This is a genomic window from Gammaproteobacteria bacterium, from assembly GCA_032250735.1.
Lineage (GTDB): Bacteria > Pseudomonadota > Gammaproteobacteria > SZUA-152 > SZUA-152 > SZUA-152.
The window spans coordinates 96,898-116,634 of the sequence record JAVVEP010000009.1 but is presented as its reverse complement, the minus strand read 5'-3'; the positions used below and the strand labels follow the sequence as shown (position 1 = coordinate 116,634).

18 protein-coding genes are annotated in these 19,737 nt (G+C 54.3%); 17 read left to right on the top strand and 1 reads right to left on the bottom strand.

What is annotated here, in order from left to right:
* From RRB22_07540 to RRB22_07525, 4 genes are all read left to right on the top strand, one after another.
* Positions 1–1,038 (top strand): hypothetical protein (locus tag RRB22_07540; protein ID MDT8384251.1); only part of this gene is annotated, 1,038 nt, incomplete at its 5' end.
* Positions 1,039–1,240: 202 nt separating this feature from the next.
* Positions 1,241–1,555, top strand: coding sequence for a c-type cytochrome (locus tag RRB22_07535; protein ID MDT8384250.1), 315 nt, complete (start codon positions 1,241–1,243; stop codon positions 1,553–1,555).
* 390 nt (positions 1,556–1,945) lie between these two features.
* On the top strand, positions 1,946–2,641 hold the full coding sequence (locus RRB22_07530) for a response regulator transcription factor (protein ID MDT8384249.1): 696 nt from the start codon (positions 1,946–1,948) through the stop codon (positions 2,639–2,641).
* Positions 2,642–2,647: 6 nt separating this feature from the next.
* A complete protein-coding gene (locus RRB22_07525) occupies positions 2,648–4,054 on the top strand; it encodes an ATP-binding protein (GenBank protein ID MDT8384248.1) in 1,407 nt (468 codons plus the stop codon).
* Positions 4,055–4,483: 429 nt separating this feature from the next.
* Here the strand turns inward: RRB22_07525 and RRB22_07520 are convergent, their stop codons facing one another.
* Positions 4,484–5,662 carry a hypothetical protein gene (locus RRB22_07520; protein MDT8384247.1) on the bottom strand — a complete coding sequence of 393 codons (1,179 nt, stop codon included), beginning with the start codon at positions 5,660–5,662 and terminating at the stop codon, positions 4,484–4,486.
* A gap of 273 nt (positions 5,663–5,935) precedes the next feature.
* Here RRB22_07520 and RRB22_07515 point away from each other — a divergent pair, with 273 nt between their 5' ends.
* From RRB22_07515 to RRB22_07455, 13 genes are all read left to right on the top strand, one after another.
* A complete protein-coding gene (locus RRB22_07515; GenBank protein MDT8384246.1) occupies positions 5,936–8,002 on the top strand; it encodes an efflux RND transporter periplasmic adaptor subunit in 2,067 nt (688 codons plus the stop codon).
* Positions 8,003–8,082: 80 nt separating this feature from the next.
* Positions 8,083–8,766 (top strand): ABC transporter ATP-binding protein, encoded by a 684-nt coding sequence (locus RRB22_07510; protein ID MDT8384245.1) that lies wholly within the window; start codon positions 8,083–8,085, stop codon positions 8,764–8,766.
* The gene (locus tag RRB22_07505) at positions 8,763–10,007 is read left to right on the top strand and encodes an ABC transporter permease (GenBank protein MDT8384244.1); all 1,245 of its coding nucleotides are present in this window, start codon (positions 8,763–8,765) and stop codon (positions 10,005–10,007) included. Before RRB22_07510 ends, RRB22_07505 begins: the two co-directional genes overlap by 4 nt.
* 149 nt (positions 10,008–10,156) lie before the next feature.
* On the top strand, positions 10,157–11,149 hold the full coding sequence (gene pseB / locus RRB22_07500) for a UDP-N-acetylglucosamine 4,6-dehydratase (inverting) (GenBank protein ID MDT8384243.1): 993 nt from the start codon (positions 10,157–10,159) through the stop codon (positions 11,147–11,149).
* A 2-nt stretch (positions 11,150–11,151) separates the two neighbouring features.
* Entirely contained in the window at positions 11,152–12,309 is a 1,158-nt protein-coding gene (pseC, locus tag RRB22_07495) for a UDP-4-amino-4,6-dideoxy-N-acetyl-beta-L-altrosamine transaminase (GenBank protein MDT8384242.1), read from the top strand.
* A complete protein-coding gene (pseF, locus tag RRB22_07490; protein MDT8384241.1) occupies positions 12,306–13,001 on the top strand; it encodes a pseudaminic acid cytidylyltransferase in 696 nt (231 codons plus the stop codon). Before pseC ends, pseF begins: the two co-directional genes overlap by 4 nt.
* Positions 12,998–14,104 carry a UDP-2,4-diacetamido-2,4,6-trideoxy-beta-L-altropyranose hydrolase gene (gene pseG / locus RRB22_07485; GenBank protein ID MDT8384240.1) on the top strand — a complete coding sequence of 369 codons (1,107 nt, stop codon included), beginning with the start codon at positions 12,998–13,000 and terminating at the stop codon, positions 14,102–14,104. Before pseF ends, pseG begins: the two co-directional genes overlap by 4 nt.
* Complete coding sequence (pseH, locus tag RRB22_07480) at positions 14,097–14,627, top strand: UDP-4-amino-4,6-dideoxy-N-acetyl-beta-L-altrosamine N-acetyltransferase (GenBank protein MDT8384239.1); 531 nt, start codon at positions 14,097–14,099, stop codon at positions 14,625–14,627. The genes pseG and pseH overlap by 8 nt, the downstream gene beginning before the upstream one ends.
* Before the next feature lie 183 nt (positions 14,628–14,810).
* Positions 14,811–15,338: a methionyl-tRNA formyltransferase gene (locus RRB22_07475; GenBank protein ID MDT8384238.1), complete on the top strand. Its 528-nt coding sequence runs from the start codon at positions 14,811–14,813 to the stop codon at positions 15,336–15,338.
* Entirely contained in the window at positions 15,328–16,014 is a 687-nt protein-coding gene (locus RRB22_07470; GenBank protein ID MDT8384237.1) for a PIG-L deacetylase family protein, read from the top strand. Before RRB22_07475 ends, RRB22_07470 begins: the two co-directional genes overlap by 11 nt.
* On the top strand, positions 16,011–17,066 hold the full coding sequence (gene pseI / locus RRB22_07465; protein ID MDT8384236.1) for a pseudaminic acid synthase: 1,056 nt from the start codon (positions 16,011–16,013) through the stop codon (positions 17,064–17,066). Before RRB22_07470 ends, pseI begins: the two co-directional genes overlap by 4 nt.
* Positions 17,067–17,104: 38 nt before the next feature.
* On the top strand, positions 17,105–18,613 hold the full coding sequence (locus RRB22_07460) for a radical SAM protein (GenBank protein ID MDT8384235.1): 1,509 nt from the start codon (positions 17,105–17,107) through the stop codon (positions 18,611–18,613).
* Positions 18,543–19,703: a 6-hydroxymethylpterin diphosphokinase MptE-like protein gene (locus RRB22_07455; GenBank protein ID MDT8384234.1), complete on the top strand. Its 1,161-nt coding sequence runs from the start codon at positions 18,543–18,545 to the stop codon at positions 19,701–19,703. Before RRB22_07460 ends, RRB22_07455 begins: the two co-directional genes overlap by 71 nt.
* Positions 19,704–19,737 lie beyond the last annotated feature (34 nt).

The window sequence follows — 19,737 nt, the reverse complement described above, 5'->3', positions numbered from 1 at the left end:
GGGGTCAACTCCGAACAGGCCTATCGAGACCTGTTGCAGGCAGACGATGCCGAACCCGTGCGGGTGTTTATCGCCCACATGGATCACCCCGGGTTTCATGGTGTCCGCTGGCTGGACGCGCATCGACTGGCGATAAAATGGCACGGCGGCTCGCCGCTCAAACACCTCGGCGGCGCCCAGCTGTGGCTGGCGGATGAGGCGCAACGCCTGACCGGCGGTGGGCTGACGGCAAGGCTCAGTAAGCCCCGATTGCTCAAGGCCGGCTGGGCCATGGACACCGCCGAGGTGATCATCCATCAGCCCGATGGCGTCTCCCTGCGACAGCGTTACCCCGGTAAAAAGGCGGGCCAGTTATTCGGCGGTTTTTCCTTTCGCCAGGATGCCTGGACCAGTGGCAAACGGCTGTACACCCGCGCCGCCGATGATCTCGTCGGTGTGTTTGCCATTGTCACCCTGGCCATCGAGATGCATCGGCGTGGCGCCGGTGTGCCCTTCATCGGGCTGCTGACACGGGCCGAAGAGGTGGGGTTTGTGGGCGCGATCCAGCATCTTGAGCTGGGCTGGTTGCAGGTCGCACAGCGGCCCGTGGTGTGCGTCAGTCTGGAGGCGTCGCGAACCCTGCCCGGTGCGCGGGTGGGCAAGGGCCCGGTGGTGCGGATGGGGGATCGTCGGACCATCTTCGACAGCGGCGCCTCACAGGTGCTGTCCATGCTGGCCGAGCAGGTGCTGCCGGGTCGTCACCAGCGCCGCCTGATGGATGGCGGCGCCTGCGAGGCGACCGCCGCCACCGCCTGGGGCCTGCCGACCATTGGCATCACCCTGCCATTGGGCAACTACCACAATCAGGGCTTCGAGGGCGGAATGGATTGCCCCCATCCTGAGGGACCGGCACCGGAATTTGTGCACCTGGATGACATCGACGGTGAATTACGGCTCTGTCGCGCGCTGATGCGCCGTCGCCTGGAGTGGTCCGATCCCTGGTCGAAAACACGCCGGCTCTTGCAGAAAAATGCCCGAGGTTACAAGGCCCTGTTTTAGTCCGGCTGTCTCATGCGTGCGTGGGATACTTGCTATAGTGTCATCAACGACCCGATATGGCAGGGGCATTTACGAAATATCCGGGTTAGACCTCCTGCTTATCCGATTTTATTCTCAGGCATTCAGCCGGCATTCAGTTTCAGCGGTGTAATTTAACCCCCATCAACACAATTTAGCTTGTTAACTGGTGAGGAGTAGCTTGATGAAGGCATTATTTTTGGGAATGGGCATGACGGCAGCGTTGGTTTCGGGCAGTGCGATGGCCGATCTGGACCTGGCGAAAAAAAGCGGCTGTCTGGCCTGTCACAGTGTAGAAAAGAAGATTGTGGGTCCTGCCTGGGCGGACGTTGCCAAAAAATACGCCGGTGATGCCTCTGCCAAGGCAAACCTGATCGCCAAGGTGAAGGCTGGCGGTAAGGGTGTGTGGGGCCCGGCACCGATGCCTCCCTACTCACCCCGCGTCTCTGATGCCGACATCGAAAAGATGGTGGATTTTGTATTGGCCCTCGGCAAGTAATCCTGCGGATTATTTCTGAGCGCTAGATTTTTCAGTATTACTTTCTCCAGGACAGGGAAACGGCATTCTACCCCCTAGGTGCCTGGTCCGATCCTTCTTGGGTGTACCATCACCCACGGTTTGCTTGAGGCGAGTGATCCTCGCCTCAAGCGGGCCATCTTTTTTACCACCGCTTTTCATACTGCATTCCCTTGATAGCCGCTGTTGCCGGTTCCCGGCATGGCCTGCCTGCGTGGTTGTTCCTTTCGTGTAATACTTTACGCCGTATAGATGTGTGGTGAGGTTATCCTGTTTTTGCCGATGCCGCCTTCGGGTGGTTGGCATTGTGCTTCTCACCCTAAACCTCAAACGATGGTCGGTATTCGGTTTATGAAAGATGGTGTGCGATAGATGCGTATTTTAATCGTTGAAGACGAAGATCAATTGCGTGAACAATTATCGGTACGTCTGCGCCAGGAAGGTTTCGCCGTGGATCTGGCGGCCGATGGCCGTGAAGGCTTATTCATCGGGCGGGAGTATCCGGTGGATATCGGCGTGGTGGATCTGGGACTGCCAAAACTGTCGGGTATCGAGATGATCCGCAGTCTGCGGGCAGCGGGGCGCAAGTTTCCGATTCTGATTTTGACCGCCCGTGACCGCTGGCAGGACAAGGTGGAAGGCCTCGACGCCGGTGGTGATGACTATCTGGTCAAACCGTTTCATATGGAAGAGTTGGTGGCCCGGATCAAGGCCCTGTTGCGGCGTGCGGTCGGCTGGTCGCAGTCGCTACAGAAATTCGGGCCGTTGTCGCTGGACTCCTCGGCGCAGCAGGTCAGCCTGCGCGGCGAGCCGGTGGAACTGACAGCCTATGAATATCGGGTGTTGGAATACCTGATGGTACGCAGCGGCAGCGTGGTGTCGAAAACGGAATTGACCGAACACATTTATGACCAGGATTTTGATCGTGACAGTAACGTCATTGAAGTTTTTGTGGGGCGTCTGCGGCGCAAGCTGGATCCGGATAATTCGCTGGGCATGATCGAAACCCTGCGCGGTCGCGGTTATCGTTTTTCATTGCCCGCCACCGATGCGGAGGGGGAAAAATAGCGAGCCATGTTATCGCTTAACCTTCGGGTCCTGATCGCTGCCAGCGCGATACTCTCCAGCTTTTTCGGTCTCGCCGGGTTTACGCTTGACCGTGTCTATCGCAGTACCCTGGAACAATCCATGGAAGAGCAGTTGCAGGGTCATGTCTATGCACTGATCGCCACCGCCGGCCTGGATGAGAAGGGTTTGATGCAGATGCCCGCGACCGTGCCGGATGCCCGTTTCTCTGATCCGGGTTCTGGCCTCTATGCCCAGGTGATCAGTAACAGTGGTCGCTGGATGTGGACGTCAGAGTCCATGAAGGGCATGGATATTCCCTTTACTGATCGCCTCGCCCGTACCGAGCATACCCGAAGCATCATCACCGATGACGCTGGTCGGCAACTCTATCTGTTCAGTTATGGCGTGGAATGGAGTGATGCCAATGATCCACGACAGGCGTTTACCTTCAATGTCGCCCGGGATATGACGGATTTCAATGCCAGACTCACGGAATTCCGGCGTAGCCTGTGGGGCTGGTTGGGAGGCGTGGCGCTACTGTTGCTGGCCGTGCAGGGGACGATTCTGCGCTGGGGCCTTTCGCCGCTTAAACATGCCGCGGAAGAGCTTTCTGCCATCGCGGCGGGCCGGCAGACCCGATTACAGGAACAGTATCCCCTGGAGCTGCGCACGCTAACCGGAAATATCAATACCCTGCTTTCGCAACAGCAGGAGCATCTGGAACGCTATCGACATACTCTGGGTGATCTGGCGCACAGCCTGAAAACGCCGCTGGCGATTTTACAAAGTGCGGTGGAAAGCGGTCGCGCGAATCAACCGCTGTCCAGAGTGGTGCAGGAGCAGGTGGAGCGCATGAACCAGATTACCGGATACCAGCTGCAGCGCGCGGCGACCTCCGGCTGGACCGCGCTGGCCGCGCCGGTGGATGTGCGGGAGGCCACCCGCAAGGTGTTTGCCGGGCTCAACAAGGTGTATGCCGACAAGCAGGTGGAGGCCCGTTATGACGTCGACGCCACGGTTGAATTCCATGGCGACGAGGGAGACCTGCTGGAAATTATCGGCAACCTGGTGGATAACGCCTACAAATGGTGTGACCGGCGGGTGAGACTGGTTGCCCGCAATCAGCCCGGCCGGATCGAGGGACAGCAGGATTTCCTGCTGTGTGTGGAGGATGATGGCGACGGGGTGGCTGCGGATATGGTGCGTTACGTGTTGCAACGCGGCAGGCGTGCCGATACCGATATCGCCGGTCATGGAATTGGCCTGTCGATTGTGAATGACATTGCACAGGTCTATGGCGGCAGCCTGGAGATCGGCACCAGTGCGCTTGGTGGGGCGTGCGTTACCGTGTGGTTGCCGATGCCGGTGGTGAACGGCGTGGAGAAAAGTCCCGACTTAAAGTCGAGGTTGTAAGTCGCGAGCCGGCCGGCTCAACCGGTATGGCGCAAAAATCGCGGCCCGGAAAAAGCGATGGCGGGCTACCGTTGCCCGGTAGCCCGCCATCGTGGTCGCCGCTGTGCGGATCAGTCCTGACGATAAGGACTGTTGGAGCTGTAAATCTGGATGACCAGATAAACCAGCAGGATGCCGGCAATCGATCCAACTACAGTTACCATACTGGTCAAAAAATCTATCATTGATCACTCCTCAAAGTAGCCCTGCAAATCGTGTTGCACTTGTGACGGGTCATACGGGGCTGCGCACCGTGTTTTGGTTATTTTTTATCGGTCGTGGCGGGTTGTCTCAACATACCCCTCAACATACCCACTGCGAAAAAGTACTCATCAAAACAACCGCACGGATTCATGCCGGTTATTCAGTGGCTTTATGTTGCCCTAAGTTTTATTTCACATCAAGCGGCGTGGCGGCAAGCCGGGGCTGTGCTGCCGAGGACAGTGGCATGCTGTCTTTCCAATACCCCAGTCTGCCCTGTGGACCGAGTTGCGCCATCTCCACGCTTTGCAACACACCCTGATCATCCATACCACCGGCGACGTAGACGGTGGTTCCCGAGAGCGCCACGGCCGTGGCACTGCGTTTGTGATTCAGGCTCTTGAGTGGGGACCAGGCGCGCGGCTGACCGTTGGCGCGGACCGTGGCCATTTCGACCGTGGCCAGTCGGCGGATGCCGTCATGTCCCCCCAGCAGATAAAGGTGATCCTCCAGGGCGAAGGCGGAGGCAATAAACCGGGGCTGCAACAGGCGCGACTCGGCGACCTGCCAGGGCGCCAGCCAGCCATCCGCGCCGATGGTGGTCGATTCCACGTCGCCGTAACTCATGGGGCCGCCCTTTTCGACGTGACCGCCGAGTAAAAACAGACGCCTGCCCAGGGTCGCTGCGGCGTGAATATAGCGATCGACCTTTGCCTGTTCCGGGTCAAGCCGCCACTGGCCGGGGTCGGCCGGGTTGTCCGGCTCGAGGTGTTCGATGGACTTGAGAAACCGGCCATTGTAGCCGCCGATGGCGTACAGCCGATTATCCACCACGCTGGCCTTCAGGCCGCGCCGGGGGGTGGTGAGATAGCTGTGATGCTGCCAGGCCTGGAGGCTGCCGTCCGGGTTGATTCTGGCGCGTTCGACAGAGGCCAGCGGGACATTGTCATCCCCCAGCGAACCGCCGCCGCCACCCAGGGCATAGAGGTAGTCCCGATGAATGGCGGCCGCCAGATAAAAACGCCCCTCGCGCAAGGCGCTGGTCGTCTGCCACGGGCCTAGCCGGCCATCGGCCAGAATGGGGGCATATTCGACGGGCCGTACATAGCGCCCCCGGGCATCGACGCCACCCACCACATACAGGTAGCCATTGGCCGTGGCGGCGGCCAGGGCGCGGCGGGGATACTGAAAAGGCTTTAGCTCCTGCCAGCCCTCCCGCCAGTCTGTTTGTGAACTCTTCGGGACACCTCTTTGCAAATCAAAGGGAGACGAAGTCTCCCGTTTGTTGAGGCCGATGAAGAGCAGGGCGGCGACCAGTAACAGCAGGCCCAGCAGGGGGAGTGTCCGCGATGGAGGAGGATTAGACATGGTTATAAATCAATATATTACAGTTACTTGTTAAGGTAGATTGTTGAGAATAGCGGGGCCTGACTTCACCAGGCCGCCGGTGATTGAGTTTACAGGGACAGTGGAGGATCATATAGTGTGAGTGGTATCAGGGGCGCGCCACAGGGTATCGGCACGGCGAGACGAGGCTCTTATTATTCTACGTAAAAACAATGTGATGCCTCGTATTGTTAATCAATATTTTGAGGCCTTGGGGATGGGCCGAGATGAGGAAATTTGCAGGATTGGCATGAGATGAGCGAAAAGGGTTCCAGGGATGAATTGCAGGCGGTATCGCCGGCGGCCGAATCGGCGCCGGCAATCGCCCGTCTGTGTTACGTCGACGACAGCCGTACCTCGGCCTATGTGGTGCGACGCCTGTTACAGCCCTACGGTTATCGGGTCGACCATTTTTCATCCGCCGAGCCCGCCTTCGTCGCCCTCATCCAGCAGGACTATGACCTGCTGCTGACCGATCTCAAGGTGTCGGCCACCGGCATGGATGGCGACGACCTGATTCGCACGCTGCGCAATAGCGGCCATGCCAAAATCAGCAAACTGCCGATTATCGTGATCACCGGGGCCTCGGACGCGCAGAGCCTGGTGGACGTGTACGATGCCGGCGCCAATCAGGTATTGAAAAAGCCGGTCAATGCCGATGAGCTCGATGGGCACATTCGGCGTTTCCTGTTTGATGGCCGGCAGCTGCCTACGGCGCCGCCCGATAACACGGTGGTCAGCTTGCCTACCGCACATCGCCCGTCACCCGTGCCACATCCACGGCCGCTACAACCCGTCGACCGGCCCCCGTCTCCGACGTCCCTGATCGATTCCGTGCCGGTGTTGACCACGGCTGCCATCGATGTGCGCGCTACGGCGGGGAAAACACCGGCGCCAGCCTCGCCGGTCAAAGCACACGTGCCTCCAGAGACTGCCGCCGCGACAACCACGGCGGCAGCGTCCAGGCAAAAACCGACACCGCCGTCTGAGCCTGCCATTGATGCACAGGCCCATGCCGCGCCCACTGCCACTGTCGATGACACTCCCGACCCGCACCAGGAAGAGCCGGTGATTATTGAGCCCGGTGAGCGGCCCGGCCGGCGTGCCGCCGACACCAGGGTGCCGTCTGATGAGAATATTCTGCAGGACCTGGATCAATATGCCCTGGTGGTGACCGAGCGTTCCGGCCTGCTGGAGCGCTCCGGTATCGTCGGATATCTGCACTCCCTGATCGAGCTGGTGGGGGCGCGGAATTTGCTCAGGCGCGTGTTGATTTCGGCCGCCGTGCTGCTGCTGCTGATTACCGGCTGGAGCCTGTATTTCAATCAGGGGCTCCCGGTAGAAACCGCGTTGGTGGAATCGGGCGAAATTTTCCAGTCGATCAGCGTACCCGGTCGTATCGTGAGCAAGCAGCGGGTCGATGTGAGCCCGGCCCGCTCGGGACGGTTGATCGAAATCCTGGCCAGGGAAGGCGACAAGGTCACCAAGGCCCAGGTGCTTGCCCGGCTGGATGATCGCGAGCTGTTGAGTCGCCTGAACAGCTCAAAGGCAATCCTTTCCAATGCCCGCGAGGACATCGTGCTGGCGGAGCGTACCCTGGCCCGGTTACAGAAGGCGCACGCCAAGGGCGCGGTGGCACGACGTTTTGTGGAAGATGCCGAAATCGATCTGCGCTCGGCAAAAACCCGGGCCGGTGTAGCGCTGGAAGAGGTACGCAGCGCAACACTGGATGTGGGTAGCCAGCAGATCAAGGCCCCTTTTGATGGCACCGTCACCGCCCGGCTTGCGGAGATCGGCCAATGGGTCGGGCCAGCGGATAGCCTGTTTACCCTGGTGGACGAGTCGCAGCGGGAAATCGAGGTGCGGGTCGATTCCGCCGACAGTGTGGCGATTGACGTGGGACAGGTGGTGGCGGTATCGAGTGATGCCTTTCCCGGCCTGGAGTGGGAGGAATCGGTGGTGCGGCTGGGCACGGCGACGGATAACAAGAGCAACGCAAACTCGGTGAAGGTCTATATTAGCCTGGGTAAAGACGCACCCCTGCTGCGCATCGGCCAGCAGGTGGACACGGATATCCGCACCGCCTGGAATCCCAATACCCTGAAGGTTCCCTTTGAGGCCTTGATCAATCGTGATGGCCAGACCCTGGTGGCGGTGCTGGAGGCGGGACGGGTGCGGATGAAGACGGTGGAGACCGGTATCGAAGATTTTGCCATGGCGGAAATCAAGCAGGGATTGAATGAAGGCGAGATGGTGATCCTCTCCAAGGGCCGGCTGCTACAGAATGGTGATCGAGTGCATCCTGCGCGGGCGGGTAGGTAATCCTGACCCTGCTTGCTGATGCGCCATGGACCTGTGCTGGGTGCGCGGCTGCAATGTATTCCGGTTACTAACAACATCGCATGATTCAACTCCATTGTGTTTCCAAAACCTACTATCGGGGCGATCTTCCGCTGCCGGTGCTGAACAACATTTCGCTACAGATCAAGCAGGGCGAATTTGTTGCCATCATGGGTCCCTCGGGCTCGGGCAAGTCCACCCTTCTCAATATTCTCGGCTGTCTGGATACGGCGGATCAGGGCGTTTATCGGCTGGATGGGAAACCCGTGCAGGCCGCCAACGAAGACGAGCTGGCGCGCATCCGCAATCGCTGGATTGGCTTTGTGTTCCAGTCATTCAATCTCATACCCCGCATCGATGCCCTGCATAACGTGGAACTGCCCATGGTCTATGCCGGCGTGCCGCCGGTGGTCCGCAGAAACCGTGCCCTGGCGGCGCTGAAGATTGTCGGTCTGGCCGACCGCGCCCAGCATATCCCCGCGCATCTATCGGGTGGCCAGCAACAACGGGTCGCCATTGCGCGCTCCATTGTGAATGATCCGACGATTATTATCGCCGACGAGCCGACCGGCGCACTGGACTCAAAGACCAGTCACGACATCATGCGAATTTTTCAGCAGCTACAGGCCAGCGGCAAAACGATCGTGATGGTGACCCACGAAGACGAGATCGGCGCCTACGCACAACGTATTGTGCGTGTGCGCGACGGATCCATTGTCGATGCGGATGGGAGCCGGCCAGCATGAACGGTCTGCACAGCAGCATATTTCACGATGTCTTCTGGCAGGCCATATCGTCCCTGAAAGAGAACCGCCTGCGCACTGTGTTGAGTATTCTGGGCATCACCATCGGTATCTGTGCAGTGATGGTGGTGGGAACGGTTAGCCAGGGTGTCAAAAAATATGTCTACCAGGAATTAGATACCTATGGACTGGAAACCCTGTGGATATACCGCAAATGGGAAGACGAGGATCCCTTTCGCACGGTCAGGGAAGGCAGCGGCATTGATAATGACGATCTCAAATATCTGCGCTCCTGCTGCGCGTCGGTTAAACGGGTTTCGCCCGTAGTTTATATTGATGGCGACGTGGTGATGCGTTCAAAAGGCGATTTTTCCAAGATCAACCTGGAAGGCGTGGGCATTCACTATATCGGCATCAATAATGACCGGGTGATACAGGGGCGGGATCTGCGCCTGGAAGATATACAGCGGCGCAAGCCGGTGGCGATTATCGGTACCGCGATCCGGGATGAGATGTTCGGTAAGCATACAAACCCCCTCGGACAAATATTGCGCTGGGGCGAGGTGCGTCTGACCGTGGTCGGCATGCTGGAAGAAAAGAATCGCGATATTCTGGGCCAGCTCGGCACCGACGATTATGATGTCAATAAAAGGGTGCTGATTCCCTACACCCTGTACCAGCAGCAACTCGGCTCTAAAGATATACAAACCCTGCAGGCCGAGGCCGTGAGCGTTGCAGAAACCAAGAAGGCGCTCAAGGAGCTGACCGAGCTGCTGCATCGGCGGCATAACGCGAACTTTGAATATGCGACCGAGAGCATGGAAGGCTGGATTGAAACGGCCGAGGATCTATTACGGAATATTTCCTTCGTGGGTCTGATTGCCGCCCTGATATCCCTGCTGGTGGGCGGCATGGGCATCATGAATATCATGAGCACATCGGTCGTGGAGCGCACCCGCGAGATTGGTGTGCGAAAGGCCCTCGGCGCCTATCGCCGGGATATCCTCGCGCAGTTCCTGCTGGAGGCCACCGTGGTCAGCGTCATCGGCGGTATCCTGGGCATGATCCTGGGCATCTTCGCCGGTTTCGGCATCAGCTACCTCAGTGGCTATGCCCTCGGCGTGTCATGGTCATCCGCCGTGATGGCCGTATTAGTATCCATCGCCGTCGGCATGGTCTCCGGTTATTACCCCGCCCATCGGGCAGCCAGCCTGAAACCGGTGGATGCCTTGCGGTATGAGTAGCGGCGCCCCATGTCTCGTAATGACGCTTACCTTTAATGATTTACCCTATTGGCATGTTAACTGCATATTTATGGATCGAATGTGCGCTTTAAGAATTAGCATGTATAAGTTATTGATTTTGCATGATTCTCAATAAATGGCGGTGACGGATGTTTGACGGAAAGTCAGTTTTAATAACCGGTGGCACCGGCTCTTTCGGTAATCAATATACCGAGACCTTACTGACTCGGTATAAACCGAAGCGCCTGGTGATCTTCTCGCGTGATGAACTTAAGCAGTATGAGATGCAGCAAAAATTTAATAGCTCTGTTATGCGGTATTTCATTGGTGATGTGCGCGATGGAGAGCGGATCAAACAGGCGATGCGCGGCATAGACTATGTAATACATGCAGCGGCACTTAAACATGTGCCGGCGGCTGAATATAATCCCATGGAGTGTATCAAGACCAATATTCATGGCGCGCAGAACGTGATTGAAGCCGCCCTAGATAACAATGTCGAAAAAGTGATTGCCTTATCAACCGATAAGGCTGCGAATCCAATAAATCTTTATGGAGCCACAAAATTGGCTTCAGATAAGTTGTTTGTTGCTGCCAACAATATTGTTGGTAGCCACCGCACACGGTTCGCTGTGGTTCGCTACGGCAATGTGGTGGGCTCGCGTGGCTCAGTGGTGCCGTTCTTTAAGAAACAGATTGCTGATGGTGCGCGAGAACTGCCTATCACTGATCCACGCATGACCCGATTCTGGATAACTCTCCAGCAAGGCGTGGATTTCGTATTAAAGAATTTTGGGCGCATGCAGGGTGGAGAAATATTCGTACCCAAGATTCCTTCGGTGAGAATCGTGGATTTGGCCGAGTCGATTGCGCCAGGCGTGGCGCACAAAGTCGTGGGAATCAGGCCAGGTGAGAAACTGCATGAAGTGATGTGTCCTGCCGATGATTCACATCTTACGCTGGATTTTGATGATCACTACGTGATTCGTCCCAGTATCAAGCTGACTGGGGCGGTCGATTATGCATGCAATCTTCTTGTGGAGCGCGGTGTGCCTGTGCCGCAGGGTTTCTGCTATCACTCGGGCGACAATGGCGTGTTTCTAACTGTACCCCAGTTGCAAGACATGAACGGTACTAACTAACGATGATCCCCTACGCGCGTCAGCACATTTCACAGGATGATATCGACAGCATCACTGCGGTATTGCAATCCGACTGGCTCACGCAAGGTTCTGTTGCGCCCCGGTTTGAGCAGGCTGTGGCTGACTATTGCGGGGCGAAATATGCTATTTCGACCAATAGTGCTACTTCTGCCCTGCACTTGGCGTGTCTGGCTGCCGGACTTGGACCCGATGATCGTCTATGGACATCAGCCAATACTTTCGTTGCATCGGCCAACTGTGGCCGTTACTGCGGCGCGCAAGTCGATTTCGTAGATATCGATCCGGATACGTATTGTATATCTCCCAGTGCCCTGGATAAAAAGCTCTCTGAGGCCGATGCCAGCGATACCCTGCCCAAGGTGGTGATAGCTGTGCACTTCGCCGGACAGTCCTGCGATATGCAACGCCTGCATGCGTTATCCCAACGCTATGGATTTTTACTGATTGAAGACGCTGCACATGCGATCGGCGGCGAGTACCAGCAGCAGAAAATCGGTGGGTGTGCCTATTCGGATATGACCGTGTTCAGCTTTCACGCCGCAAAGGTCATCACAACTGCGGAAGGAGGGATGATCGTTACCAACTCGGCGGCTTATGCCGAGAAGCTGGCCCTGCTGCGTAGTCATGGAATCACTCGCAATCCCCAGCACTTCATCTGCAAAAGTGAGGGTGAGTGGTACTACGAACAGCATGAGCTTGGCTACAACTACCGCATGAATGAAATCCAGGCGGCCCTGGGTCTGAGCCAACTCCAGCGCCTTGACGAATTCGTTTTCAGGCGGCGTAGCCTGGCGGCATGCTATCAGCACTTGCTGGACGATTTACCAGTCAAGTTGCCGTGGCAGCATCCGGACACCAACTCGGCATGGCACCTCTATGTCATCAGGATCGACGCCGCTGAGAACACCCGCAGCAGGGCCGAGGTGTATGCCGTCATGAAGGCAGCTGGCATCGGTGTCAATGTGCACTATATACCCGTCCACATCCAGCCCTATTACCGCCAGCTCGGGTTTTGTTGGGGAGATTATCCGGAAGCGGAGCGTCACTATCAGGAGGTCATTACCCTGCCGCTGTTTTTCACCATGACCGATGCACAGCTGAATCAGGTGGCCGAGAAACTACGGGAGGCTCTGTCGTGAGACTGGCGGTCATTCCAGCGCGCGGCGGCAGTACACGCATTCCCCGGAAAAATATTCGTGTGTTTGTAGACAGGCCCATCATCGCCTATTCGATCGAGGCCGCACTGACATCGGGATTGTTCGACAAGGTGATCGTGTCGACGGACGATGAGGAAATTGCCAGCGTCGCCAGGGCGCTCGGCGCGGAGGTGCCGTTTATCCGCCCCGCCGCGCTTGCAGATGACTACGTCGGCACAAATCCTGTAGTGGCGCACGCCATTCACTGGTTCCGGGAACAAGGGCATATCATCGAGCATGCCTGCTGCATCTATTCCACTGCACCATTCATCCGCAGCGAATATCTCACTGAAGGTTGGCGCAGGCTGAACGAGAGCGGGCAAAGTTTTGCCTTTTCCGTTACCACCTACCCCTATCCCATTCAACGTTCGTTGCGTATGAGGGCGGATGGCATCATGGAAGTGATGTATCCCGAGGACTTCAAGAAGCGATCGCAGGATCTCGAGGAGGCTTACCACGATGCCGGCCAGTTCTATTGGGGCAGAGCCGACGCCTTCGGTACCGTAGCGCTTCATCAGAACTCTGTGCCGGTGATACTGCCACGTTGGCTGGTGCAGGATATCGATACGCCGGAAGACTGGGCCACTGCCGAATTGATGTACCGGGCGATGCAATTGGATGTTGAACACGCATGAGAGTCGCATTCAGGGTTGATGCCAGCACCACCATAGGCACAGGACATGTGATGCGTTGTCTGGTGCTCGCAGATGAATTGCGTCGACGTGGTGTGGCTACACTGTTTGTTTGCCGTAACCACCATGGCAATTTGGGTGAACGTATCCAGGAGCGGGGCCATGGAATCGAGTTGCTAACCGCGTCAACAGCGCCAGTCAATGGTCCTGAGCAAGAAATGCCTCCTCACGCAGCCTGGCTAGGGGTTAGCTGGGAACAGGATTGTGCCGAGACTGAGCACGTTCTGTGCGCTTACGGAAAATGGGACTGGCTCGTCGTTGATCACTACGCGCTGGATGCCCGTTGGGAGTCCCACATGAAAACGCTAACTCGCTGCGTGTTCGTGATTGATGATCTGGCAGATCGGCCTCATGAGTGCAATTTGCTGTTGGACCAGAGCTACTGCGGCGAATATCAAGATCGTTACCGTGAGCTCGTACCGGCACATTGCCAATGCCTGGTTGGCGTGAGCCACGTGCTGCTGAGGCCGGAATTTGTGGAGGCACGTCGTATGATGGCGCGCCGTCATGATGCGGTGCAACGGATCATGGTCAATTTCGGAGGAGTGGATCAGCCGGGCGCCACTGAAAAGGCTCTGCGTGTAGTGCGTCACGTAGTACCTGATAGTGTGGCTGTCGATGTCATCGCGGGATCGCTCAACCCGCGTCTGAAGCAGATCAAGGCACTCTGCGATAGCGGTGACAATATCCGCCTACATATCGATTGTCAGCAGATGGCAGTCTTGATGTGTCAAGCTGACCTGGCGATTGGTTGCGGTGGAGTCACCGCATTGGAGCGCGCCTATCTTGGATTGGTCTCACTCGTCACTTCAAATGCTGTGAACCAGGATCAAGCCGTAGCGGATATGGCACAGCGAGGTATGATTATTCCCTACCGCGATGAGGTCGATCTTGGGCGGCAGCTGAAAACGATTTTAGCTTCGACACTGCCAACCGTTGTCGATGCGGTAAATAATGGCACCAACCAAATCGTCGATCTCATGATGAACAAGTCCAAGTGTGGGATGCGGCCGCCGCAGAGTTCTGATGGGGTCGTGCATGCTTGAAGCGTTGCGTGAGGAAGACCTTCTGCTGGTGCTGAGCTGGCGCAACGCCCCGGAAGTTCGAGGCAATATGTACAGTGCGCACGAAATATCGGTTGTCGAGCACATGAACTGGTACCAGGAAACGAAAAATGACCCATCGCGGCTCGATTTCATATATAGCGATGAGGGCCGAAAATGCGGTGTCGTGTATTTTACTCAACTGTCGATCGAGAAGCGGACAGCATTCTGGGGTTTCTACGCCGCATCTGATGCGCCGAAAGGCACAGGTCTGAAAATGGAGTACGCAGCATTGGAGCATGCATTTTCGGTGCTTGGCCTGCACAAGCTAAATTGTGAAGTCATCGCATTTAACCGGGGAGTGATCAACATGCATAAAAAAACGGGGTTTGTCGAGGAAGGCCTGTTTCGTGATTTCCATTTTGATGGTGCAACGTATCATGATGTCATCAGGTTCGGCATGCTTGCATCGGAATGGGAGCAATGCCGGCCAGCCTTGCTGCAGCGAATTGCTCGGGTGGGTTAACATGGCGGCCTCCAGATTATGAACATAATTATTGCTGCGAGTCATAAGCGGTTCGATAGTCTGGCTGAGAGGCTATCGGAAGTTCCGGATATCAACGTAATCAGGATACGCAGACCCGACGAGTTGACGCCGGATTGTATAGTGTCTCATGCTCCCCGATACATTTTTTTTCTCCACTGGAGCATGAAGGTTCCTGCCGATATTTGGCAGGCGCATGAATGTGTCATGTTTCATATGACTGATCTGCCGTATGGCAGAGGTGGAAGCCCCTTGCAGAATCTTATCGTACGAGGTAAGGCAGAAACCAAATTAACTGCATTTCGTTGTATCAAAGAAATCGATGCCGGCCCGGTTTATCTCAAAGAGAACCTTTCGCTCTATGGAACGGCGGACGAGATTTTTCTACGTGCGACAGCGTTAAGCGAAACCATGATAAAAAAAATCGTATCGGAAAATATTCAGCCTGTCGCACAGTCTGGTGAGATCACGACTTTTACGCGACGTATACCTGCCGATAGCAATGTCGCTGAAATAACAACGATAACGGCTGTATATGATCACATCAGAATGCTGGACGGTGATGGCTACCCACCGGCATTTCTTGAAACAGAGCATTTTATGCTGGAGTTTAGCCGCGCAAGTTTGAAGGATGATTGCGTACTGGCGGATATACGGATCATGAAAAAAGGCACGCAGAAAAATGGCGAATAAACGTGTAATGGTGATCGTGGCCCATCCCGATGACGAAGTTCTCGGTTGCGGTGGCACCATTGCCCGGCATGCAGATGATGGAGATATGATTAAGGTGCTCATTCTCGCCGATGGTGTGGGATCGCGATCTGACTCCAGGGCGCCAGATCCAGTACAACTCGAAGCCAGAAGACGTAGCGCTCGGGCGGCGAATGAGCTGCTCGGTGTCCACGAAATCGAATTTCATGACTATCAGGATAATCGCATGGATGGCTGTGACTTGCTTGATGTAGTACGCAGCATTGAACGTGAAATGACTGCGTTTGATCCCTCTATCGTTTATACGCATCATGTGGGTGATGTCAATGTCGACCATGCGGTGGTCCACAATGCAGTTGTCACCGCCTGCCGACCCAAGCCTGGCTTCGCAGTCAGGGGACTCTGGTTTTTTGAAACGCCTTCCAGCACTGAATGGCGACCAGCAACATCGGCGATGCCATTTTCGCCGACCTATTTTGTGGATATTTCAGCCACATTGCCACGCAAGCTTGCGGCATTGAATTGCTACTTGAGCGAGATGTGTGACTATCCTCATCCGCGTTCACTACGTGCGTGTGAAAATCTGGCGATGTTCCGTGGAGCCAGTGTGGGAGTGTGCGCTGCAGAAGCATTTCAGGTTGGAAGAATACTGATATGAACCAGATTGTACGGATTGGTAAATACAGTGTAGGGCCGGGACTTCGTCCATTAATTATTGCCGAGATGTCCGGCAATCATGGTGGATCCTTGCAGCGGGCGCTTGCTATGGTTGATGCCGCCGCTGCGGCCGGTGCTCATGCATTGAAATTGCAAACCTACACCGCTGATACCATGACGCTGGCAAGCACCGGCAAGGAGTTTGTTATCACCGATCCCGATAGCCCATGGAATGGTCGTAATCTCCATGATCTTTATCAAGAAGCACATACCCCATGGGAATGGCACCTACCAATTTTTGAGCGTGCTAATCAAAGAGGCATGATTGCCTTTAGCAGTCCATTTGACGAAAGCGCCGTCGATTTTCTTGAAACCTTGGATGTTCCAGCCTACAAGATTGCCTCATTTGAGAACACTGATTTTCACCTGATCCGATATGTAGCGGAAACCGGAAAACCGATTATCGTCTCTACAGGAATGGCCACCGTGGCAGAAATCGACGAATGTGTTCGAGCATGCCGCGAGGCTGGCTGTACACAATTGATACTGCTTAAATGCACGAGCACCTACCCCGCGCAACCGGACGATACCAATATATTAACTATCCCGCACATGCGAGATTTATTTTCTTGCAACATCGGATTGTCCGACCACACTATGGGCAACGGCGTGGCGCTTGCCAGTGTTGCATTGGGTGCCACGGTAATCGAGAAACATTTCATATTGAACCGGGCGGACGGGGGGGTGGATGCCGAGTTTTCGATTGAACCACATGATTTGGCAAGTCTGGTATGCGAGAGTGAGCGTGTGTGGCGGGCTTTGGGCAGCGTTAAGTACGGGCCTGTTGGTGCTGAGACTGCGTCAATCAGGTATCGCCGGTCGATATTTGTAGTAGAGGATCTCAAAAAAGGTGATGTATTGACTGTGCATAACATCAGGCGACTCAGGCCAGCTGTGGGGTTAGCCGCAAAGCATTACGATTCGATTTTAGGCAGACCAGTAAAAATGGATGTTGGGAGAGGAACGGCCCTTAAATGGGATATGTTATGTTGATCAAACTATGGATGGATTGCTGATTAAAAGGTGACAAAGTGAAATTATTATTTATTAATCCATGCCTACGCAAGGGCGCGAATACAAAGATGCTGCCGGTAGGACTCGCAAGTGTAATGACGTACGTTGATCTGCATGGATATGAGTTTGATCTGTTGGATGTGGATGCATATGACCTAAGTGATGAGGATGTAGAAAATCATATCCATAGTAATCAATATGATGTTTATCTTTTTGGGAGCATCGTTACCCACTACAAGTGGGTTAAATGGCTTACACACACGATCAGAAAATATCATCCAAATTCAGTAATTATTGTTGGTAATTCAGTCGCTGGATCCTGTTACGAGGTCTTTATGAGTCATGCGCCCAATGATATTACTGTAATAGGAGAAGGTGAGGTGACGACGGTTGCAGTTCTGGATTCAATAAAGAATGGAACGGCATTATGTGAGGTTGAAGGCATCGCATTTCGCGATGGTGATGCAATCAGGAAGACGACACAGAGGAAGGCCGCGCGTCTGGAAAATTTGCCAATGGTGAATTGGGACTATTTCGATGTTTCGAAATACCTTGATAGCCAATCTACCCGAAATTCATTTGGCGCAGACAACAACACGGTAGCTATGCCAGTTGTCACAGCGCGTGGATGCGCATTCCGCTGTACATTCTGTCATTTCGTATTCTGGGATGACCCATATCGATATCGTAGTCCGGATGACGTTTTGGCAGAAATTAGACGTAATATGGAAAGGTATGGGGCTAATTACATCAATTTTTGGGATGATTTGAGCTTTGGATCGTTACCACAAGCCGAACGTATGGCAGATGCAATTATTCAGTCAGGACTAAAATTCGACTGGAGTGCGGCGGTGCGTACCGACTTGTTCGGTAACCCGAAGCATTCTTACGAACGCCGCTTGGCGGTTGCGCGTAAGATGCGGGAGTCCGGCTGTAAGGCAGTTGGGTTCTCTCTTGAATCTGGTAATAAAAATATTCTCGATATGATGGATAAAAAAATTAATCCAGACTATTTCACAAATCAGATTGAAGTACTACGTGATGTGGGAATAGTCTCGAATACTTCGGTAGTGTTCGGTTATCCGATTGAAACGGCGGAGACTATCGAGGAAACATTTGATATGTGTGATAAGAATCGGGTCTACCCGAGCATCGGTTTCTTGCTTCCGTTGCCATATACAAAAATGTACGAGTATGCGAAGGAGTATGGTTACATCACAGATGAAGATGCCTACCTTGATGCAATAACCGAGCGGCAGGATTTTTGCTTGAATATGACTGCTATGTCTCAGGATGCAGTGATGGATCATATAAAAAATGGCGCTGAGAGATTAAATAGGCTGCTGAAGCTTAATCTTGACGAGGGTTCTTACATACGGACTGGCGGCTATAACAAACACACCAACAAAAAATTACAGCTCAAAAAGCCACTGGATCCAGATAACATGAAGCGTAATGAAAACGATTTTTCGTTCAACTATTCTGAAGCAGTATTCGAAATTGATCAGGGTCTGGATGAAAAGTGAGGGTTTTTTAATGCGCATAGATTCTGTGGTGGACATGGGGGCTGGATTCGTTCAGCGTTCCAGAGCTGAATTTGAAGCAATTCTTAGCGCATGGCTTCCGATCATTAGCAGGTCTTCTGCCTTTGGTATTTTTGGTACGGCTGATGCCGCATACTATATTAATGAATTTCTGTTTAGGCATGGTTATGAGGATGTTGTTTATTTTTCGACTAATCCGCAGTTTCCAGAGATAGAAGGACGCAGCCTTCGAAAGATAGAGTGCGATACTGTGAGGGATCGGGATGTTATCTTCACGTCATCACTGTCCGATTCAGCAACGCAGGAGGATATTATCAGGCATACGGGCTATTCTGGTACAGTTCTTACGCTCCCTGACCTTAAGCACTTGAGTGTGACAATGATGCAAGATTCTGCATCTAACGAGCAAATAATGTTGCTCAAGAATTGTCACAAGAATACTCCTGCGTTTGTCATAGGCAATGGGGCTTCGTTGCTTGAGACTGATCCTAGAAGTATTGGCATTGATGCAGTGACGTTCGCGGGAAACGGCATCGTCCGGCTGGAGGGATTCGTTCCTGATTATTATTTTTCACTGGACTATTCGGCTCTGGTGCATTGGTCCGAAGAAATCTTTCGTTTGTCGTCGCGCAAGTTCTTTCCGTCACGACTTTATGAGTGGGTGCGTGAAGAGTACGCGAAAGATAGTACTGATAACGTATTTTATCCAGCCTGTTATGAGCGGAAAATCGATCTTGATATCGACGATTGGTACGAATATGGTTTTGAGACAGGGCACACCATCATCTGTCCCATGTTACAGATGGCGGCATGGATGGGATGTAATCCGATCTATCTCATTGGCGTTGATCTTTCCCATGATGTCAAAGGGAGCTACTTCACTGGCCACTATCACGAAAACATATTCGCGGGTTATAAGAATGAACAATTGACGGCCTTCAAGTCCAAGTTGCCGCGAGGAATTCTTCGTTCGGTCGAGGCCTGCCGCCATAAAGGTGTGGAAGTCTTTAACCTGGCGCCAACGAGAAACATACAGGGTGTCGCTAACCTCCCGTTCGATGATGTTATATGACTCGCTTTATTGCCTTAAATGACCTTGCAGTCAT